We start from the raw sequence: 15,654 nt of genomic DNA, 5'->3' as shown, positions 1-15,654 counted from the left end.
CGCCCGCCCCGGGGCGGTTCACCACCCCGTCAGCGGTGGAGTCGTCTTCGACGGCGGCTCCACCCACGGCCGCTGCGCCGTCGCCCACACCACGAACACGACCACGGCGACGACCAGCGCGCACCACAGCAGCCGGCTCGCCGCCCGCCGGCGCCGCAGGGCCCGGCCGCCCCTGCGCATCGCGTCCGCGCACAGCTCGGCGGGGACGACGGGCGCGGGTTCCGCGTCCAGCACGGCGCGTGCGGCCGCCTCGTTGCGCTCCTGGAGGCTCATGCGGGGGCCGCTCCCCGCAGCTCGGCGGGCGCGGGGCCGCGCGGCGGGTGCAGCACGAGCGCCAGGGCCCGCGCGTGCACGGCACGCACCCGCTCCACGGGCAGCCCGAGCAGTGAGGCCGTCTGCTCCTCGCCGACCCCTTCGAAGAGCCGCAGCACGAGGATCAGCCGCTCCTGCGGGGTGAGCCCGCCCAGCGCCCCGCCCCGCGCGCGGTGGTGGCGCCACGCGCCGCGCGCGAACCGGACGGCCAGCTCCTTGCGCGCGCAGTCGTAGGGATCCTCGCCCCGGAGCCGGTCCCAGGAGGCGTACGTTCGGCCGAGGGCGGCCGTGAGCAGCTTCCGCGCGCGCGGGTTGGTGTCCGGTGGCTCACCGGTCAGGAGTGTCGCGGCACGCAGCAGCCGCCCGGCCGCGCCCGCGACGAACGCCTCGAACTCACGGGCCCGGCGGGCGTCCCGCGACGCCTGCCGTTCTCGCACCCTTCATATGAGGCCGACCGCGGCTCCCTGGTCAAGAGGTCGGGAGCCGCTCGTGCCGTACGGGGCCGGGCCCGCTCAGCTGTCGGCGGGCGGCGTCGGCTGGCCGTGGCGCGCGGAGAGGGCTGAATTGAAGCGCGCGAGGAGCGCGCAGAACTGTTCGCGCTCCTCCGGCTCCCACTCCTGCGTCAACTGAGCCATCAGCTCTCGCCTGGATGTGCGTACCTCGTCGAGCCGGGCGGCGCCGCGCGGCGACAGCTGCAACACCACCGCACGCCCGTCCTCGGGGTGCGAGGTCCGCTTGACGAGACCCGTGTCGACGAGCGGGGCGACCTGCCGGGTCACCGTCGAGGAGTCGATCCCCATGCTCGACGCGAGCGCCTTGACGCCCATCGGGCCTTCCTTGTCGAGGCGGTTGAGCAGCAGATAGGCGGCTCGGTCCATCGAATTGCGCACCTGCCCGACCCCGCCGAGCCGGGTCTGTTCGGCGCGACGGGCGAAGACCGCCACCTCGTGCTGGAGCGTTTCGAGGAGGCCGGGGTCACCAGCGGTCGTCATGTCCATCGTTTCCTGTGGTGTGGGCATGGCCGGGGGCTCACTTCATGCGTGGGTGGTGGATTGCACTGGAATGGCCCACAGGGTACGCGGCGAAAGCGCTGGCCGTACCGGCCGTGCGCAATCCGGTCTCGGTGCGTGAGCATCCCGGGAGGCGCCCGCCGTGAGCTGCGAGACTTCCGTCATGAGCAACAACGCGTCTCACTCCTTGCCGGCCGCGGTGACCCTCGACGACGTCCGCGGCGCCCAGAAGATGCTCTCCGGGGTGGCGCGCGTGACGTCGATGGCGCACAGCCACCACCTGTCCCAGCTGGTCGGGACGCCCGTCCACCTCAAGTGCGAGAACCTCCAGCGCACCGGCTCCTTCAAGCTGCGCGGCGCGTACGTACGGATCGCGGGCCTGCTGCCCGAGGAGCGGGCCGCCGGGGTGGTGGCCGCCAGCGCGGGCAATCACGCGCAGGGCGTGGCCCTCGCCTCCTCGCTCCTCGGCGTGCGCTCCACGGTGTTCATGCCGGTCGGCGCGCCCCTGCCGAAGGTCGCCGCGACCCGCGAGTACGGGGCCGAGGTGCGGCTGCACGGCCAGGTCGTCGACGAGACGCTCGCCGCGGCGCAGCGCTACGCGGAGGAGACCGGCGCCGTCTTCATCCACCCCTTCGACCACCCGGACATCGTCGCGGGCCAGGGCACGCTCGGCCTGGAGATCCTGGAGCAGTGCCCGGAGGTGCGCACGATCCTGGTCGGCGTCGGCGGCGGCGGACTCGCGGCCGGCATCGCGGTCGCGGTGAAGGCGCTGCGGCCCGACGTGCGGGTGATCGGCGTGCAGGCGGCGGGCGCGGCCGCGTACCCGCCCTCGCTGGCCGCCGGGCGTCCGGTCGCGATCGAGGCGCCCGCGACGATGGCCGACGGCATCAAGGTGGGGCGGCCCGGCGACGTGCCGTTCGAACTGGTCTCGCACCTCGTCGACGAGGTCCGCACCGTCTCGGAGGACGCGCTCTCCAGCGCCCTGCTGCTCTGCCTGGAGCGCGCCAAGCTGGTCGTCGAACCGGCCGGGGCGAGCCCGGTGGCGGCGCTCCTGAGCGAACCCGACGCCTTCGAGGGCCCGGTCGTCGCCCTGCTCTCCGGCGGCAACGTCGACCCGCTCCTGATGCAGCGCGTGCTCACCCACGGCCTGGCCGCCGCGGGCCGCTACCTCTCGCTGCGGCTGCGCCTGACCGACCGCCCCGGCGCCCTCGCCACGCTCCTCCAGGTGCTGTCGGTGGCCGACGCCAACGTCACCGACGTGAGCCACGTCCGCACCGATCCGCGGCTCGGGCTCACGGAGGCGGAGGTGGAGCTGCACCTGGAGACGAAGGGTCCCGCGCACCGCGCCGAGGTGGAGGCGGCACTGCGGGCGGCGGGCTACACCGTCATCGACTAATTCCGTGGCGGTACGCGATACATCGCGTTAGTGTGTGGCGCGCCTCACTCCTTGCCGGGCGCGGGGAAACCGGCAAATTTACACTTTCCTCACATAGGCAGTCAGAGGTAGTCAGACGCAGTACCCACACACTGGGGGAACCGCATGCCAGGCGCCATCTACGCCGAAGGTCTCGTGAAGACCTTCGGCGACGTAAAAGCTCTGGACGGCGTCGATCTCGACGTCCCGGAGGGCACGGTCCTCGGCCTCCTCGGGCCGAACGGGGCGGGCAAGACGACCGCCGTGCGCTGCTTGACGACGCTGCTCACACCGGACAGCGGCAGGGCCGTCGTCGCGGGCATCGACGTACTGAAGCGCCCGAACGAAGTCCGGCGGTCCATCGGCCTGTCCGGCCAGTTCGCCGCGGTCGACGAATACCTGACGGGGCGGGAGAACCTGCAGATGGTCGGGCAGCTCTACCAGCTGTCCAAGAAGGCCGCCAAGCAGCGGGCCGGCGAGCTCCTGGAGCGCTTCCACCTCGCGGACGCCGCCGACCGCCCCTCGAAGACGTACTCCGGCGGCATGCGCCGCAGGCTCGACCTCGCCGCCGCGCTCGTCGTGTCCCCGCCGGTGATGTTCATGGACGAGCCGACGACCGGCCTCGACCCGTACAACCGGCAGCAACTGTGGGACGTGATCCAGGAGCTGGTCGCCGGTGGTACGACGCTGCTGCTCACCACCCAGTACCTCGAAGAGGCCGACCATCTGGCGCACGACATCTGCGTCGTGGACCACGGCCGCGTCATCGCCCGCGGCACCGCCGACCAGCTCAAGGCGCAGACCGGCGGCGAGCGCGTCGAGGTCGTCGTGCACGAGCGGGAGCACATCGCGGCCGCCCGGGAGATCCTGAGCGGCTACGGCAAGGGCGAGACCACCGTCGCCGAGCACACCCGCAAGCTGACCGTCCCGGTCACCGGCGGCGCGAAGCTCCTCGCGGAGGTCATCCGCGACCTGGACGCGCGCGGCATCGAGATCGACGACATCGGCCTGCGCCGCCCGACCCTGGACGACGTGTTCATCTCGCTGACCGGTCACATGGCGGAGCAGGCCGACGCCGACGAGCCGGTCGAGGACTCGAAGGGGGCGAGGAAATGAGCGCCTGGAGCGACTCCCTGGTCGTCGGCAAGCGGAACCTGATCCGGATGACCCGGATCCCCGAGATGATCCTGTTCGGGATCATCCAGCCGGTGATGTTCGTGGTCCTGTTCACGTACGTCTTCGGCGGCTCGATCGCCATCCCGGGCGCCGGGGTCAGTGCCGACGCCTACAAGGAATTCCTGATGGCGGGCATCTTCGCCCAGACGGTCACCTTCGCCACGGCGGGCGCGGGCGCGGGCATCGCGGACGACATGCACAAGGGCCTCATCGACCGGTTCCGCTCACTGCCCATGGCGCGCGGCGCCGTGCTCACCGGCCGCACCCTCGCCGACCTGGTGCAGACGGCGGTGACGCTGGCCGTGCTCGCGGTGGTGGCGCTGCTCGTCGGCTGGCGCACGCACGAGAACCTCGGCAAGGTCCTGGCCGGCTTCGGGCTGCTCCTGCTGCTGGGCTACGCGTTCACGTGGATCGGCGCGCTGATCGGCCTGTCGGTGCGCACCCCGGAGGCGGCGACCTCGGGCGGGCTGATCTGGCTGTTTCCGCTGACGTTCATCTCGAACGCGTTCGTGCCGGTCAACGGCATGCCGAAGGCCCTCCAGTACATCGCGGAGTGGAACCCGTTCAGTGCCACGGTGGCGGCGGCCCGCGAGCTGTTCGGCAACACGATCGAGGGCGTGCCCAAGTCGGTGACCGGTGCCTGGCCGATGGAGCACCCGGTCTGGGCCTCGCTGATCTGGTCCGTCCTGATCATCCTGGTCTTCCGCACCCTCGCGGTCCGCAAGTACCGCAAGGCGGCCTGACGCACATGAGCCGGGCCCCGCAGCATGCGCGCTGCGGGGCCCGGCTCATGTGTGGTGCGCGTCAGCCGTTGTACGGCTCCGCCTTGAGGATGCGGACCGCGGCCTTCTTGCCGTTCGGCAGCTCGTACTCGACGTCCTCGCCGACCTTGTGGCCGTTGACGCCCGTGCCGAGCGGCGACTGCGGCGAGTAGGTCTCGAAGTCGCTGCTCGCGTACTCGCGGGAGGCGAGCAGGAACTCCAGGGTGTCGTCCTCGTCGCCGTCGAACGCGATCGTGACGACCATGCCGGGCGCGACCACGCCGGTCGCCGCCGGGGCCTCGCCGACCTTGGCCTTCTCCAGGAGCTGGGTCAGCTGGCGGATGCGGAGCTCCTGCTTGCCCTGCTCCTCCTTGGCCGCGTGGTACCCGCCGTTCTCGCGCAGGTCCCCTTCCTCGCGCGCAGCAGCGATCTTCTGCGTGACTTCCTCGCGCGCGGGACCAGACAGGTACGCCAGCTCGTCCCTGAGCTTGGTGTACGCCTCCTGCGTCAGCCAGGTGACGTCTTCGCTGGTCTGGGTCACAGGTCGCTCCTCGTAGGTACTGGGAATACAAAGCATCGCCCTACCCAGAAGGATGTTCCCTACTGAGTGGGCGAAACCACGAGCCTAACAATTCAGGCGTCAAAGGGGGAGGACAAAAGGCATCAGTGTTGCGTCGGCGCAGGTCAGCCCCGCGCGACGGCCCTGCCGCGTATCGACAATCAGTCGGCGTGGCAGCCGATGAGCTCCGCCGACGTGGGCTTGCCGGTGGTGCGCAGCGTGACGACCTCGTCGATCCGGTCGGTCTTCTGGTCGAAGCGGAAGTCCGCGCGGCCCACCTCGGCGCCGTCCTCGCTCTGCGAGCGGATCGTGCAGTAGCCGCTGGTGTCGGGGTCCTTGTGGATCTCCATGTGGACCTTGACGTCGCTCTTGTTCGTGTCGAACGCGATGAGCTCGCCGCTGAACTTGCTGCCGCCGACCACGTAGTACCAGCCGAACCAGACGAGGAGCGCCGCGAAGAGGACGCCGAGCACGGTTCCCGTGATCTTCAGCTTGCGGTCGGCGCGGGCATCGGCGGAGCGCGAGGTTCCGTACCGGCCCTCGGGCAGCTGCTGCGCGGTGCTCATCCGCCAGTTCCTCTCGCGTGGCCCGATACGTGGACGGGCACCGGAATTTTCCGCCCCCCGGTTCCGTCACTATAGAAGCCGCCCACTGCATCCCTGGAACCCGGGCGCCCCATTTCTCACCGAGGAACTTGTCTTGACTGAGCAGCTGCGACTGATGGCCGTTCACGCCCACCCCGACGACGAGTCGTCGAAGGGCGCGGCCACCATGGCCAAGTACGTGTCCGAGGGGGTGGACGTGCACGTCGTGACCTGCACGGGCGGCGAGCGCGGCTCCATCCTCAACCCCAAGCTCCAGGGGGACAAGTACGTCGAGGAGAACATCCGGGAGGTCCGCCGCAAGGAGATGGACGAGGCGCGCGAGATCCTCGGCGTCAAGCAGGACTGGCTGGGCTTCGTCGACTCGGGGCTGCCCGAGGGCGACCCGCTGCCGCCGCTGCCGGAGGGCTGCTTCGCCCTGGAGGACGTCGACCACGCGGCCGGCGCCCTGGTCAAGCAGATCCGCCGGTTCCGTCCGCAGGTCATCACGACGTACGACGAGAACGGCGGCTACCCGCACCCCGACCACATCATGACCCACAAGATCACGATGGTGGCCTTCGACGGAGCGGCCGACGCCGAGAAGTACCCCGAGGACGAGTTCGGGCCCGTCTACCAGCCGAAGAAGCTCTACTACAACCAGGGCTTCAACCGGCCGCGCACCGAGGCGCTGCACAACGCGCTCCTGGAGCGCGGCATGGAGTCGCCGTACGGGGACTGGCTCAAGCGCTGGGACGACATGGCGCGGACCGAGCGCACGCTGACCACGCACGTCCCGTGCGCCGACTTCTTCGGGATCCGGGACAAGGCGCTGATCGCGCACGCCACGCAGATCGACCCCGACGGCGGCTGGTTCCGCGTGCCGATGGACATCCAGCAGGAGGTCTGGCCGACCGAGGAGTACGAGCTCGCGAAGTCGCTCGTCGAGACTTCCATCCCCGAGGACGACCTCTTCGCGGGCATCCGACACAATGCCTGATGTGAACGCGAATCTGGCATTGACCCATCTCGTCCCCCTTGCCGCCAAGGAGGTCGACGAGAACAAGGTGACTCCGGGTGTGCTCGGCTTCATCGTCTTCGCCGTGATGGCCGTCGCGGTCTGGGGCCTGATGAAGTCGATGAACAAGCACATGGGCAAGGTCGACTTCAAGGAGAAGTCCGACGAGCCCGCCGGTGCGGCGAGCGGCGAGGACTCCGGCAAGTCCGCCGCCTGAACGACGTCGGCCCCGCGCCCGAGCGGACGCGGGGCCGTCACGCGGTGCGCCGCGCGACCCCGACGTGTCATGTTCAGGTCGAGCGGCGCGCGCCCTCGGTGATCCCCATCACGTCCCGGGCGTGCCGGTTCGGCACCATGCCCAGACGCCACGCCTGCCACCCGGCGTCCAGGTCCACCCCCCGCTCCAGCAGCAGCTGGAACGCCTCCACGTAGTTCTCCAGCTTGTCGTCGCGGGCCGGATGCGAGGCCCCGGCCAGCTGGGACAGCTCCTCCTGGGCCACCGCCGTGCCCACCTCCGAACCGCCCGGCGAGGCGTACGGCAGGAGCGTGCAGCGCAGGAACGTCGCCCAGTCCTCGCCCCTGCGGTCCCCGTACCCGGCGAACAGCCGCGCCGCCTCCTCGCACAGCTCCATCGCCTGCCCGAGCCGCGCGTTGCCCGCGTCGACCACCGCCAGCTCCAGACACGTCCACGCCTCGCCGTGCGGCACGCCGATGCGCTGGAAGTCGGCGCGCGCGTCGACCAGCAGCTGCCGCGCGAACCCGGAGTTGCGCAGCGAACCCGTCTGCGCCGCCCGCTCGTCCCGGGTCACGCGCGCCGAATGGTGCCGGGCGCAGGCCAGCCCGTACACGTCGCGCATCCGGGAGAACATCGTGCGCGAACGCTCCAGCTCCCGCACCGCCTGATCGAGGCGCCCGGACTCCTCCAGGGCCTGGCCCAGGTAGTAGTACGACCACGCCTCGCCGCGCGCGTCCTCGTTCTCGCGGTGCCGCGACGCCGCCTGACGCAGCCCGTCGACCGCCGCGGACGCCTCGCCGTCGATGAGCCGGGCACGGGCCAGCTGGGTCAGCGCCCAGGCCTGGCCGCGGCCGTCACGGGTGCGCCCGTACAGGTCGAGCGCGGCCCGCAGCTCCTCCTCGGCGCGCGCCACGTCGCCCATCCGCAGGCACAGCTGCCCGAGCTGGAAGTGCGCCCAGGCCTCGCCGTGCAGCGACTCGTTCTCCCGGTGCAGGGCGAACGCGTCGGTGAGCAGGGCCAGGGACTCGCGCGGGTGGGCGCGGTCCCGCTCGACCGCCGCGAGGGCGTGCAGCGTCCAGCCGCGGTCGCCCTTCGTCTCCGGCGTCGTCTGGAGGTCCAGCGCCTCCCGCAACCGCCGCGCCGCCTCCGTGAGCTGGCCCTGGTGGTGCAGCGTGATGCCGAGGGAGCACAGCGCGCGGGCCTCGCCCGCCCGGTGGTGCGCCTCGCGGTACAGGTCGACGACCGAGGCCAGCGTCGTCCGTGCCTTGTCGAGCTCACCGAGCTGACGGGCCGCGATACCCGTGCGCCACTGGACCGAGCGCATGAGCAGACCCTGGTCGATGGAGTGCGTCAGCTCCTGGATCTCGCCGAGGCGGTAGAGATCGCCGCGCAGCAGGCAGTAGTCGCACAGCGCGCCGAGCAGGCCGAGCACCGCGTCCTGGTTGACGCCCTCCGCGTGCCGCAGCGCCGCCGTGATGAAGCTCGACTCGTCGTCCAGCCAGCGCAGCGCCGCGTCCAGCGACGTGAAGCCGTGCGGCCCGGTCTGGCCCGCGCGCGTCGACATGTTGCCGTCGACCAGGCGGATCACCGAGTCGGCCAGGTCCGCGTAGTTCTGGATCAGGCGCTCCTGCGCGGCCGTGCGCTCGGCGGGCTCCTCCTCGTCGGCGAGGCGGGCCTGCGCGAAGACGCGGACGACGTCGTGCAGCCGGTAGCGGTTGCCGCGCACGTGGTCGACGAGCCCGGCCCCGGCGAGCGTCGTCAGGTGCCGCTTCGCCTCCGTGGTGTCCGTGGCGAGCAGCGCCGCGGCCGCCGCCGCGCCGAGCGAGGCGCGGCCGGCCAGCGCGAGCCGCCGCAACAGCCGCCTGCCCTGCTCGGACTGGTCGGAGTAGCGCAGCCACAGCACCCGCTCGACCGGGTCCACCGGCCCGTACGCGGCGAGGTCGGCGGCCAGCTGACGCGTCGTACGGGGCCCGATCGCCGAGCCCGCGATCCGCAGCGCCAGCGGCAGACCACCGCACAACTCCCGTACCTCGTCGGAGGATTCGGCGTCGTACGGCCCGGCCGGGTCCTCGGCAGCCTCCCGCAGCAGCTCCTCCGCGCCCGCCGCGTCCAGCGCCCGGACCGGCAGGTGGTGGACCCAGGCGGGCGTGTCGTCACCGAGTTCGAGCGGTTCGCGGGAGGTGACGACGACGAGGCTGTCGGAGCGCTCGGGCACCAGCGTGCGCACCTGCTCGGCGCTCGCCGCGTCGTCGAGGACGATCGTCACGGGCAGCCCCGTCAGATGCTGGTGGTACAGCTCGCTGAGCCGCTTGACCTGCTGCTCCTGCGAGGACCGCTCACGGAACAGCAGCTGCTCGCGCGGCGCGCCGAGCCGGTTCAGGAGGTGCAGCAGCGCGTCCCGCGTCGGCAGCGGCGGCGTGTCCGGGCGGTCGCCCCGCAGGTCCACCACGCACGCCCCGCGGAACTGGTCGCGCAGCTCGTGCGCCGCCCGCACCGCGAGCGTCGTGCGCCCGGAGCCCGGTTCCCCGTGCAGCACCACCACGGTCGGCCGGGTCTCGGTGCTGGCGCGCGCCGCGTGCACCCACTGCGCGATCTGCGACATCGCGGCGCGACGCCCGGCGAACGGCCCCTCGGGCTCCGGCAGTTGACCGAACGACTGCTCAAGGACGCTGCGCCGCCGCGCCGCCGCGCTCTTGTCGGTCCGCCGCAGCTGCGGGCCCACCGTCTTCTTCGACGTGCCGGTGCTCGCGGCGAGCACCCGCTGCTGGTCGATGAATGGGCGGATGCCCCGCACCTCCAGCGCCGTCAGCCACTGCAACCGCAACTGCTCGGGGCCGCCCGGCTGGTTCCGCGCCCCGGCGCTGCGGCTCGCGGCGGGCAGGTGCGAGGCGGTCACCTTGACCACCGTCATCGTGGCGCCGAGCACCGCGACCGCGGCCCCCGCGCCCAGGGCCACGCCCGCCCCCGTCCCGAGGATCAGGTCGGCCAGCGAGGCGGTGACCGCGCCGACCCCCGCCACCATCAGGGGAGTGCCGCCGCGTTCCTTGGCGAACCGCTCTCCGAACGTCATCTGTCCCGCGTCGGCCTCGTCGAGGGCCCGGGTGAACGCGGCGTACTCCTCGGCTGCCGTCTGTCCCATCGCGTCGAGCGCTCCCCGCGCCCGCGACAGCAGCACCGTGCCGTCGGCACGCCCGCCGGAGCGCCGCACCTCTTCCTCCACGGCTCGTGCCAACAGCCGCTCGGCTTCCGCCCGATGGCTGTCCCGCATGTTCGGTCCCCCTCCGGTAGCGACAGTACGGGTCAAGTGTGCTGCGTATGGGGTGTCGGCGCGAGGCCCCCGGCGATCAGAGACGCGACGCGGACGGCTCATGCGCGAGGATGGGGGACATGCCGAACCGACTGGCCCAAGAGACGTCCCCCTACCTCCTCCAGCACGCCGACAACCCGGTGGACTGGTGGCCCTGGTCGGCCGAGGCCTTCGCGGAGGCGCAGCGGCGCGGGGTGCCGGTGCTGCTCAGCGTCGGGTACTCCAGCTGTCACTGGTGTCACGTGATGGCCCACGAGTCCTTCGAGGACGAGGCCACCGCCGCCGTCATGAACGAGCACTTCGTCAACATCAAGGTCGACCGCGAGGAACGCCCCGACGTCGACGCCGTCTACATGGAGGCGGTGCAGGCCGCGACCGGGCAGGGTGGGTGGCCGATGACCGTGTTCCTCACGCCGGAGGCCGAGCCGTTCTACTTCGGGACGTACTTCCCGCCCGAGCCGCGCCACGGCATGCCGTCGTTCACGCAGCTGCTGCACGGCGTGCGGGACGCGTGGACCGAGCGGCGCGGCGAGGTCACCGAGGTCGCCGGGAAGATCACCGCTGACCTGGCCGCCCGTGAACTGTCGTACGGGAACACGGAGGTGCCCGGGGAGAACGAGCTGGGGCAGGCGCTGCTCGGTCTCACCCGGGAGTACGACGCGACGTACGGCGGCTTCGGCGGCGCCCCGAAGTTCCCGCCGTCCATGGTGATCGAGTTCCTGCTGCGCCACCACGCGCGCACCGGCGCCGAGGGCGCGCTCCAGATGGCCGTCGACACCTGCGAGCGGATGGCGCGCGGCGGGATCTACGACCAGCTCGGCGGCGGCTTCGCCCGCTACTCGGTGGACCGCGAGTTCAAGGTCCCGCACTTCGAGAAGATGCTCTACGACAACGCGCTGCTGTGCCGCGCCTACGCGCACCTGTGGCGCTCCACGGGCAGCGAGCAGGCGAAGCGGGTCGCCCTGGAGACCGCCGACTTCATGGTGCGTGAACTGCGCACGAACGAGGGCGGGTTCGCCTCCGCGCTCGACGCCGACAGCGAGGACCCGGCGAGCGGCAAGCACGTCGAGGGCGCGTACTACGTGTGGACGCCCGCCCAGCTGACCCAGGTGCTGGGGGAGGCGGACGGCGAGGTGGCCGCCCGGTACTTCGGCGTCACGCAGGAGGGCACCTTCGAGGAGGGCGCCTCGGTGCTCCAACTCCCGCAGGAAGACGGTGTGTTCGACGCCGCGCAGATCGAGCGGATCCGTGAGCGGCTCGCCGACGCCCGCGCCGAGCGGCCCGCCCCCGGCCGGGACGACAAGGTCGTCGCCGCCTGGAACGGGCTGGCGATCGCCGCGCTCGCCGAGACCGGCGCGTACTTCGGGCGCCAGGACCTGGTGGACGCCGCGGTCTGCGCGGCCGACCTCCTCGTCCGCCTGCACATGGACCCGCTCGCGCGGATCACCCGCACCAGCAAGGACAACCGGGCCGGGGCCAACGCCGGGGTGCTGGAGGACTACGCGGACGTCGCCGAGGGCTTCCTCGCGCTCGCGTCCGTCACGGGCGAGGGCGTGTGGCTGGAGTTCGCCGGGTTCCTGCTCGACCACGTCCTCGACCGCTTCACCGACCCGGAGTCCGGCGCGCTGTACGACACCGCCGTCGACGCCGAGCAGCTCATCCGCCGCCCTCAGGACCCGACCGACAACGCCACGCCGTCCGGCTGGACCGCCGCGGCGGGCGCCCTGCTGTCGTACGCCGCGCACACCGGCTCCGAGCCGCACCGCACGGCCGCCGAGCGCGCCCTCGGCGTGGTCAAGGCGCTGGGCCCGCGGGCGCCGCGCTTCATCGGCAACGGTCTGGCCGTCGCCGAGGCGCTGCTCGACGGGCCGCGCGAGGTCGCCGTGGTGGGCGAGGTCGGCGGGCGGCTGCACCACGCGGCGCTCACCGGTACCGCGCCGGGCGCGGTCGTCGCGGCGGGCCCGGAGGGCGGGGACGAACTCCCGCTCCTCGCCGACCGCCCGCTGGTCGACGGGCGGGAAACCGCCTACGTCTGCCGCCACTTCGTGTGCGACGCGCCGGTGACCGACGTCGACGCGCTCCAGCGGGCGCTCGCCGGGCCGCAGGGGTAGCGCCGCCGCTCAGAGCCCGTGAACGAACCCCCGTCTGCGCTGCGACGCCCGGCACGCACGCTCGCGGCGTTGCCGAACCGCCCGAGTAGCTCCGCTACTAGGACGCTCCGGCGCCTTGCGATCGCACGCACCGGACGCCGCAGCGCCCGCCCTCCGGGCGGACGACGGGGGTTCGTTCACGGGCTCTCAGAGCCCGTGCTGCACCGTGTCGAGGGCGCGCAGTACGAGCTCGCGCAGGTCGTCCTGGTGGTCGTGCTCGGCCCAGTACATCGTGGCCTGCATCAGGGCGCCGACCAACGCCATGGCGTAGACGCGGACTTCGAGGTCGGTGGCGTCCCGGCCGGTGCGGCGGGCGATGACCCGGCACAGCAGCCGGCCGGTGGTCGACATGGACTCCATCATCCGGGAGCGCACCGCGGGCGTCTCCACCTGGAGCCGCAGGCGCAACCTGGTGACCTCGGGATCCTCGTCGGCGAAGGCGAGTTCCAGGCTGCGCTGGACGACGTGCCGCACGGACTCGACGATCGACTCGTCCTCCGGCCGCTTGAGGAGCTCCCGCTCCAGGATCGGGTCGAACTCGTCCGTGAGGACGATGTCCTCCTTGGTCGGGAAGTAGCGGAACACCGTCGACGGCGACACCTCGGCGGCCTCGGCGATCTGCTCGACCGTCGTCGCGTCGTACCCCTGCTCCGTGATCAGGCGGTACGTCGCCTCGCGGATCGCCGTCCTGGTCTTGATCTTCTTGCGCTCGCGGAGCCCGACCCTGGGCTCCGCGGGCTGCTGTGCTGACGCGGCCATGGCGCTCATTGTCAGGCATCGGCGCTGACCGGGGCCACCTCCGGTGCGGCCGCCGGGTCGGCGGCCTGTCCGGGCAGCAGTACCGCCGTCAGCAGCGCGGCGGCCAGGGCGACGAAGCCGATCACGACCAGCGCCAGATCCATGCCGTGGACGAAGGCGCCGTCGGCCGCGGCGGCGAGCGCCGGGTCGCCGAGCCGTCCGGCGACCACGTGCGCGCCGACCACCGAGTCGCGCGCCGCGTCCGCCGCAGCGTCGGGCAGCCCCGCGGTGGTGAGCCGCGCCGTGTACGCGCCGGAGACGACCGCGCCGAGCAGGGCCACGCCGAGCGCCGAGCCGGTCTGCCGCACCGTGGACAGCAGGCCCGAGCCGCGGCCGGCCCGGTCCTTGGCGAGCGCGCCCATGGCGCCGCCCATCGCGGGGATCATGGCGAAGGCGATGCCGATCCCGGCGATCGACAGCCACAGCGCCGTGAAGCCGTACCCGGAGCCGACGGTGGTGCGCGCCCCGAGGAACGCGGCGAAGGCGAGGACCACCAGGGCCACGCAGATCACCGCCCGCGCCCCGAACCGGGAGACCAGGGGCTGCGCCAGTTTCGCGGCGACGAGCATCCCGCCCATCAGCGGCACCATGCGCACGCCGGTGCCCAGCGCGTCGATGCCGAGCACCGCCTGGAGGTACTGCGGCAGCAGGAACAGCACGCCGGTGAGGATGAACATGCCGAGCGTCGCCGCGAGGGTGTTGGTGAGGAAGCCCCGGTGCGCAAGGAGGGAGAGGTCCAGCATGGGCCGGGCGCTGCGCCGCTCGCGCAGCACCAGCGCGCCGATCAGGACGACGGCGGCGAGGAAACCGCCGAGCACGACCGCGCTCGACCAGCCCTTGCCGGGGCCCTCGATGATCGCGTAGATGAGGGCGCCGAGGCCGAGCACGGTGAGCGCGGTGGAGGGCACGTCGACCTTCGGCGCGGCCGGGTCCCGGCTCTCGGGGAGCAGGAACACGCAGGCGGTGATGCCGATCGCGACCATCGGCACGTTCAGTACGAACACCGAACCCCACCAGAAGTGGTCGAGCAGCCAGCCGCCGATGATCGGGCCGAGCGGCAGGCCGAGCGCGGAGGCCGCCGAGATCGCGCCGATGGCCTTCGTCTGCTCGTCGCGCGCGAACAGCGAGGGGATGACCGACATGGCGAGCGGCATCACGAAGGCGCCGCCGACGCCCATCAGGGCGCGAGCCGCGATCACCCAGCCCACGTCGCCGGCGAGGGCGCCCACGACGGACGCGGCGAGGAAGACCCCGAGCCCGCCGATGAGCATCCGGCGCCGCCCGAACCGGTCGCCGAGCAGTCCCGCGGGGAGCATCAGCGCGGCGAACACCACGATGTACGCGTCCGCCATCCACTGCTGATGGCCCGTGGTGGCGCCGAGGTCCTCGGCGATCGTCGGCAGCGCCACGTTGAGGATCGTCGTGTCGAAACCGAGCACGAGCATGCTCGCGACCAGGGCCCCGAGGGCCCACCAGCGCCGGGGGTCGGGGCGCGGACCCGCCCCGTCAGTGACAGTAACCATGAAATGAGAGTAACTCTCAATTCACGGTCACTGTCAATGAGTGTGGCCGCGCACGAAAAAGGGCCGCGGCTCGAAGCCGCGGCCCTGAGGGGAGAGGAGGGGAGGTCAGGCGTGCTGGTACGCCACCAGCGAGATGCCCACGTAGTGCACGACGAACGCCGCCAGCGTCAGGGAGTGGAAGACCTCGTGGAAGCCGAACCAGCGCGGGGACGGATTCGGGCGCTTGAGGCCGTAGATGACGCCGCCCGCGCTGTAGAGCAGCCCGCCCACGATCACCAGGACGAGCACCGCGATGCCGCCCTTCCGCATGAAGTCCGGCAGGAAGAAGGCGGCGGCCCAGCCCATCGCGATGTAGCACGGCGTGTAGAGCCAGCGCGGGGCGCCGACCCAGAAGACGCGGAAAATGATGCCCGCCGCGGCCGCCGCCCAGATGCCCCACAGCAGCCACTGCCCCTTGGCGCCGGGCAGCAGCAGCATCGTCAGCGGCGTGTACGTGCCGGCGATGATCAGGAAGATGTTGGCGTGGTCCAGTCGGCGCAGCACGCCACCCGCACGGGGGCCCCAGTTTCCCCGGTGGTAGAGCGCGCTCACGCCGAACAGCAGGCAGGCGCTCAGGACGTAGATGCCGCAGGCGATCCGGCCCCGCGTGGAGTCCGCGAGCGCGGTCAGGAAGAGGCCCGCGACGAGCACGGCGGGGAACATGCCCGCGTGCAGCCAGCCGCGCAGTCTCGGCTTCAGCACGGAAGGCTCGACGGCGGGGACTTCGCTCTGCTCGGTGGCGACGCTCATCCGGGCATCGTACCTACGCGA

Annotated in this window: 15 protein-coding genes; 6 read left to right on the top strand and 9 right to left on the bottom strand. The window is 72.1% G+C overall.

All coding sequences use genetic code 11. The features are described 5' to 3' along the window. Positions 1 to 18 precede the first annotated feature (18 nt). The 3 genes from ACYBSK_RS32710 to ACYBSK_RS32700 form a co-directional block, all read right to left on the bottom strand. Positions 19 to 273, bottom strand: a complete 255-nt coding sequence (locus ACYBSK_RS32710) for a hypothetical protein (protein WP_457480874.1) — start codon at positions 271 to 273, stop codon at positions 19 to 21. Beyond that, entirely contained in the window at positions 270 to 749 is a 480-nt protein-coding gene (locus ACYBSK_RS32705) for a sigma factor-like helix-turn-helix DNA-binding protein (RefSeq protein ID WP_457480873.1), read from the bottom strand. Before ACYBSK_RS32705 ends, ACYBSK_RS32710 begins: the two co-directional genes overlap by 4 nt. Positions 750 to 824: 75 nt before the next feature. Beyond that, the gene (locus ACYBSK_RS32700; RefSeq protein WP_306318011.1) at positions 825 to 1,310 is read right to left on the bottom strand and encodes a MarR family winged helix-turn-helix transcriptional regulator; all 486 of its coding nucleotides are present in this window, start codon (positions 1,308 to 1,310) and stop codon (positions 825 to 827) included. A 175-nt stretch (positions 1,311 to 1,485) separates the two neighbouring features. On the opposite strand from ACYBSK_RS32700, the gene ilvA reads away from it, so the two are divergent. The 3 genes from ilvA (at position 1,486) to ACYBSK_RS32685 (ending at position 4,655) form a co-directional block, all read left to right on the top strand. Continuing rightward, on the top strand, positions 1,486 to 2,718 hold the full coding sequence (gene ilvA, locus ACYBSK_RS32695) for a threonine ammonia-lyase (RefSeq protein ID WP_457480872.1): 1,233 nt from the start codon (positions 1,486 to 1,488) through the stop codon (positions 2,716 to 2,718). Between the two features lie 144 nt (positions 2,719 to 2,862). Then, complete coding sequence (locus ACYBSK_RS32690) at positions 2,863 to 3,852, top strand: ATP-binding cassette domain-containing protein (protein ID WP_457480871.1); 990 nt, start codon at positions 2,863 to 2,865, stop codon at positions 3,850 to 3,852. Further along, complete coding sequence (locus tag ACYBSK_RS32685) at positions 3,849 to 4,655, top strand: ABC transporter permease (protein WP_457480870.1); 807 nt, start codon at positions 3,849 to 3,851, stop codon at positions 4,653 to 4,655. The genes ACYBSK_RS32690 and ACYBSK_RS32685 overlap by 4 nt, the downstream gene beginning before the upstream one ends. A 61-nt stretch (positions 4,656 to 4,716) precedes the next feature. Here the strand turns inward: ACYBSK_RS32685 and greA are convergent, their stop codons facing one another. Together greA and ACYBSK_RS32675 are read right to left on the bottom strand one after the other, a co-directional pair. Continuing rightward, entirely contained in the window at positions 4,717 to 5,214 is a 498-nt protein-coding gene (gene greA / locus ACYBSK_RS32680) for a transcription elongation factor GreA (protein ID WP_457480869.1), read from the bottom strand. 179 nt (positions 5,215 to 5,393) lie between these two features. Further along, positions 5,394 to 5,798, bottom strand: a complete 405-nt coding sequence (locus ACYBSK_RS32675) for a DUF4307 domain-containing protein (RefSeq protein WP_457480868.1) — start codon at positions 5,796 to 5,798, stop codon at positions 5,394 to 5,396. Positions 5,799 to 5,931: 133 nt separating this feature from the next. On the opposite strand from ACYBSK_RS32675, the gene mca reads away from it, so the two are divergent. Then, entirely contained in the window at positions 5,932 to 6,813 is an 882-nt protein-coding gene (mca, locus tag ACYBSK_RS32670; protein WP_457480867.1) for a mycothiol conjugate amidase Mca, read from the top strand. Continuing rightward, positions 6,806 to 7,048, top strand: a complete 243-nt coding sequence (locus tag ACYBSK_RS32665) for a hypothetical protein (protein ID WP_457480866.1) — start codon at positions 6,806 to 6,808, stop codon at positions 7,046 to 7,048. Before mca ends, ACYBSK_RS32665 begins: the two co-directional genes overlap by 8 nt. A gap of 73 nt (positions 7,049 to 7,121) precedes the next feature. Here ACYBSK_RS32665 and ACYBSK_RS32660 read toward each other — a convergent pair whose 3' ends face one another. Continuing rightward, complete coding sequence (locus ACYBSK_RS32660) at positions 7,122 to 10,334, bottom strand: tetratricopeptide repeat protein (protein WP_460244263.1); 3,213 nt, start codon at positions 10,332 to 10,334, stop codon at positions 7,122 to 7,124. Between the two features lie 119 nt (positions 10,335 to 10,453). Here ACYBSK_RS32660 and ACYBSK_RS32655 point away from each other — a divergent pair, with 119 nt between their 5' ends. Next, positions 10,454 to 12,484 (top strand): thioredoxin domain-containing protein, encoded by a 2,031-nt coding sequence (locus ACYBSK_RS32655; protein ID WP_460244262.1) that lies wholly within the window; start codon positions 10,454 to 10,456, stop codon positions 12,482 to 12,484. A gap of 186 nt (positions 12,485 to 12,670) precedes the next feature. On the opposite strand, the gene ACYBSK_RS32650 is transcribed toward ACYBSK_RS32655, so the two are convergent. The 3 genes from ACYBSK_RS32650 to trhA form a co-directional block, all read right to left on the bottom strand. Beyond that, positions 12,671 to 13,282 carry a TetR/AcrR family transcriptional regulator gene (locus ACYBSK_RS32650; RefSeq protein WP_457480863.1) on the bottom strand — a complete coding sequence of 204 codons (612 nt, stop codon included), beginning with the start codon at positions 13,280 to 13,282 and terminating at the stop codon, positions 12,671 to 12,673. A gap of 11 nt (positions 13,283 to 13,293) precedes the next feature. Then, the gene (locus ACYBSK_RS32645) at positions 13,294 to 14,844 is read right to left on the bottom strand and encodes a DHA2 family efflux MFS transporter permease subunit (RefSeq protein ID WP_460244261.1); all 1,551 of its coding nucleotides are present in this window, start codon (positions 14,842 to 14,844) and stop codon (positions 13,294 to 13,296) included. A 105-nt stretch (positions 14,845 to 14,949) separates the two neighbouring features. Then, complete coding sequence (gene trhA, locus ACYBSK_RS32640) at positions 14,950 to 15,633, bottom strand: PAQR family membrane homeostasis protein TrhA (RefSeq protein WP_460244260.1); 684 nt, start codon at positions 15,631 to 15,633, stop codon at positions 14,950 to 14,952. Positions 15,634 to 15,654: the final 21 nt, after the last annotated feature.

The organism is Streptomyces sp. BYX5S, assembly GCF_054724165.1.
The sequence above is the reverse complement of the archived record's forward strand: the minus strand, read 5'-3'. Positions and strand labels throughout refer to the sequence as shown.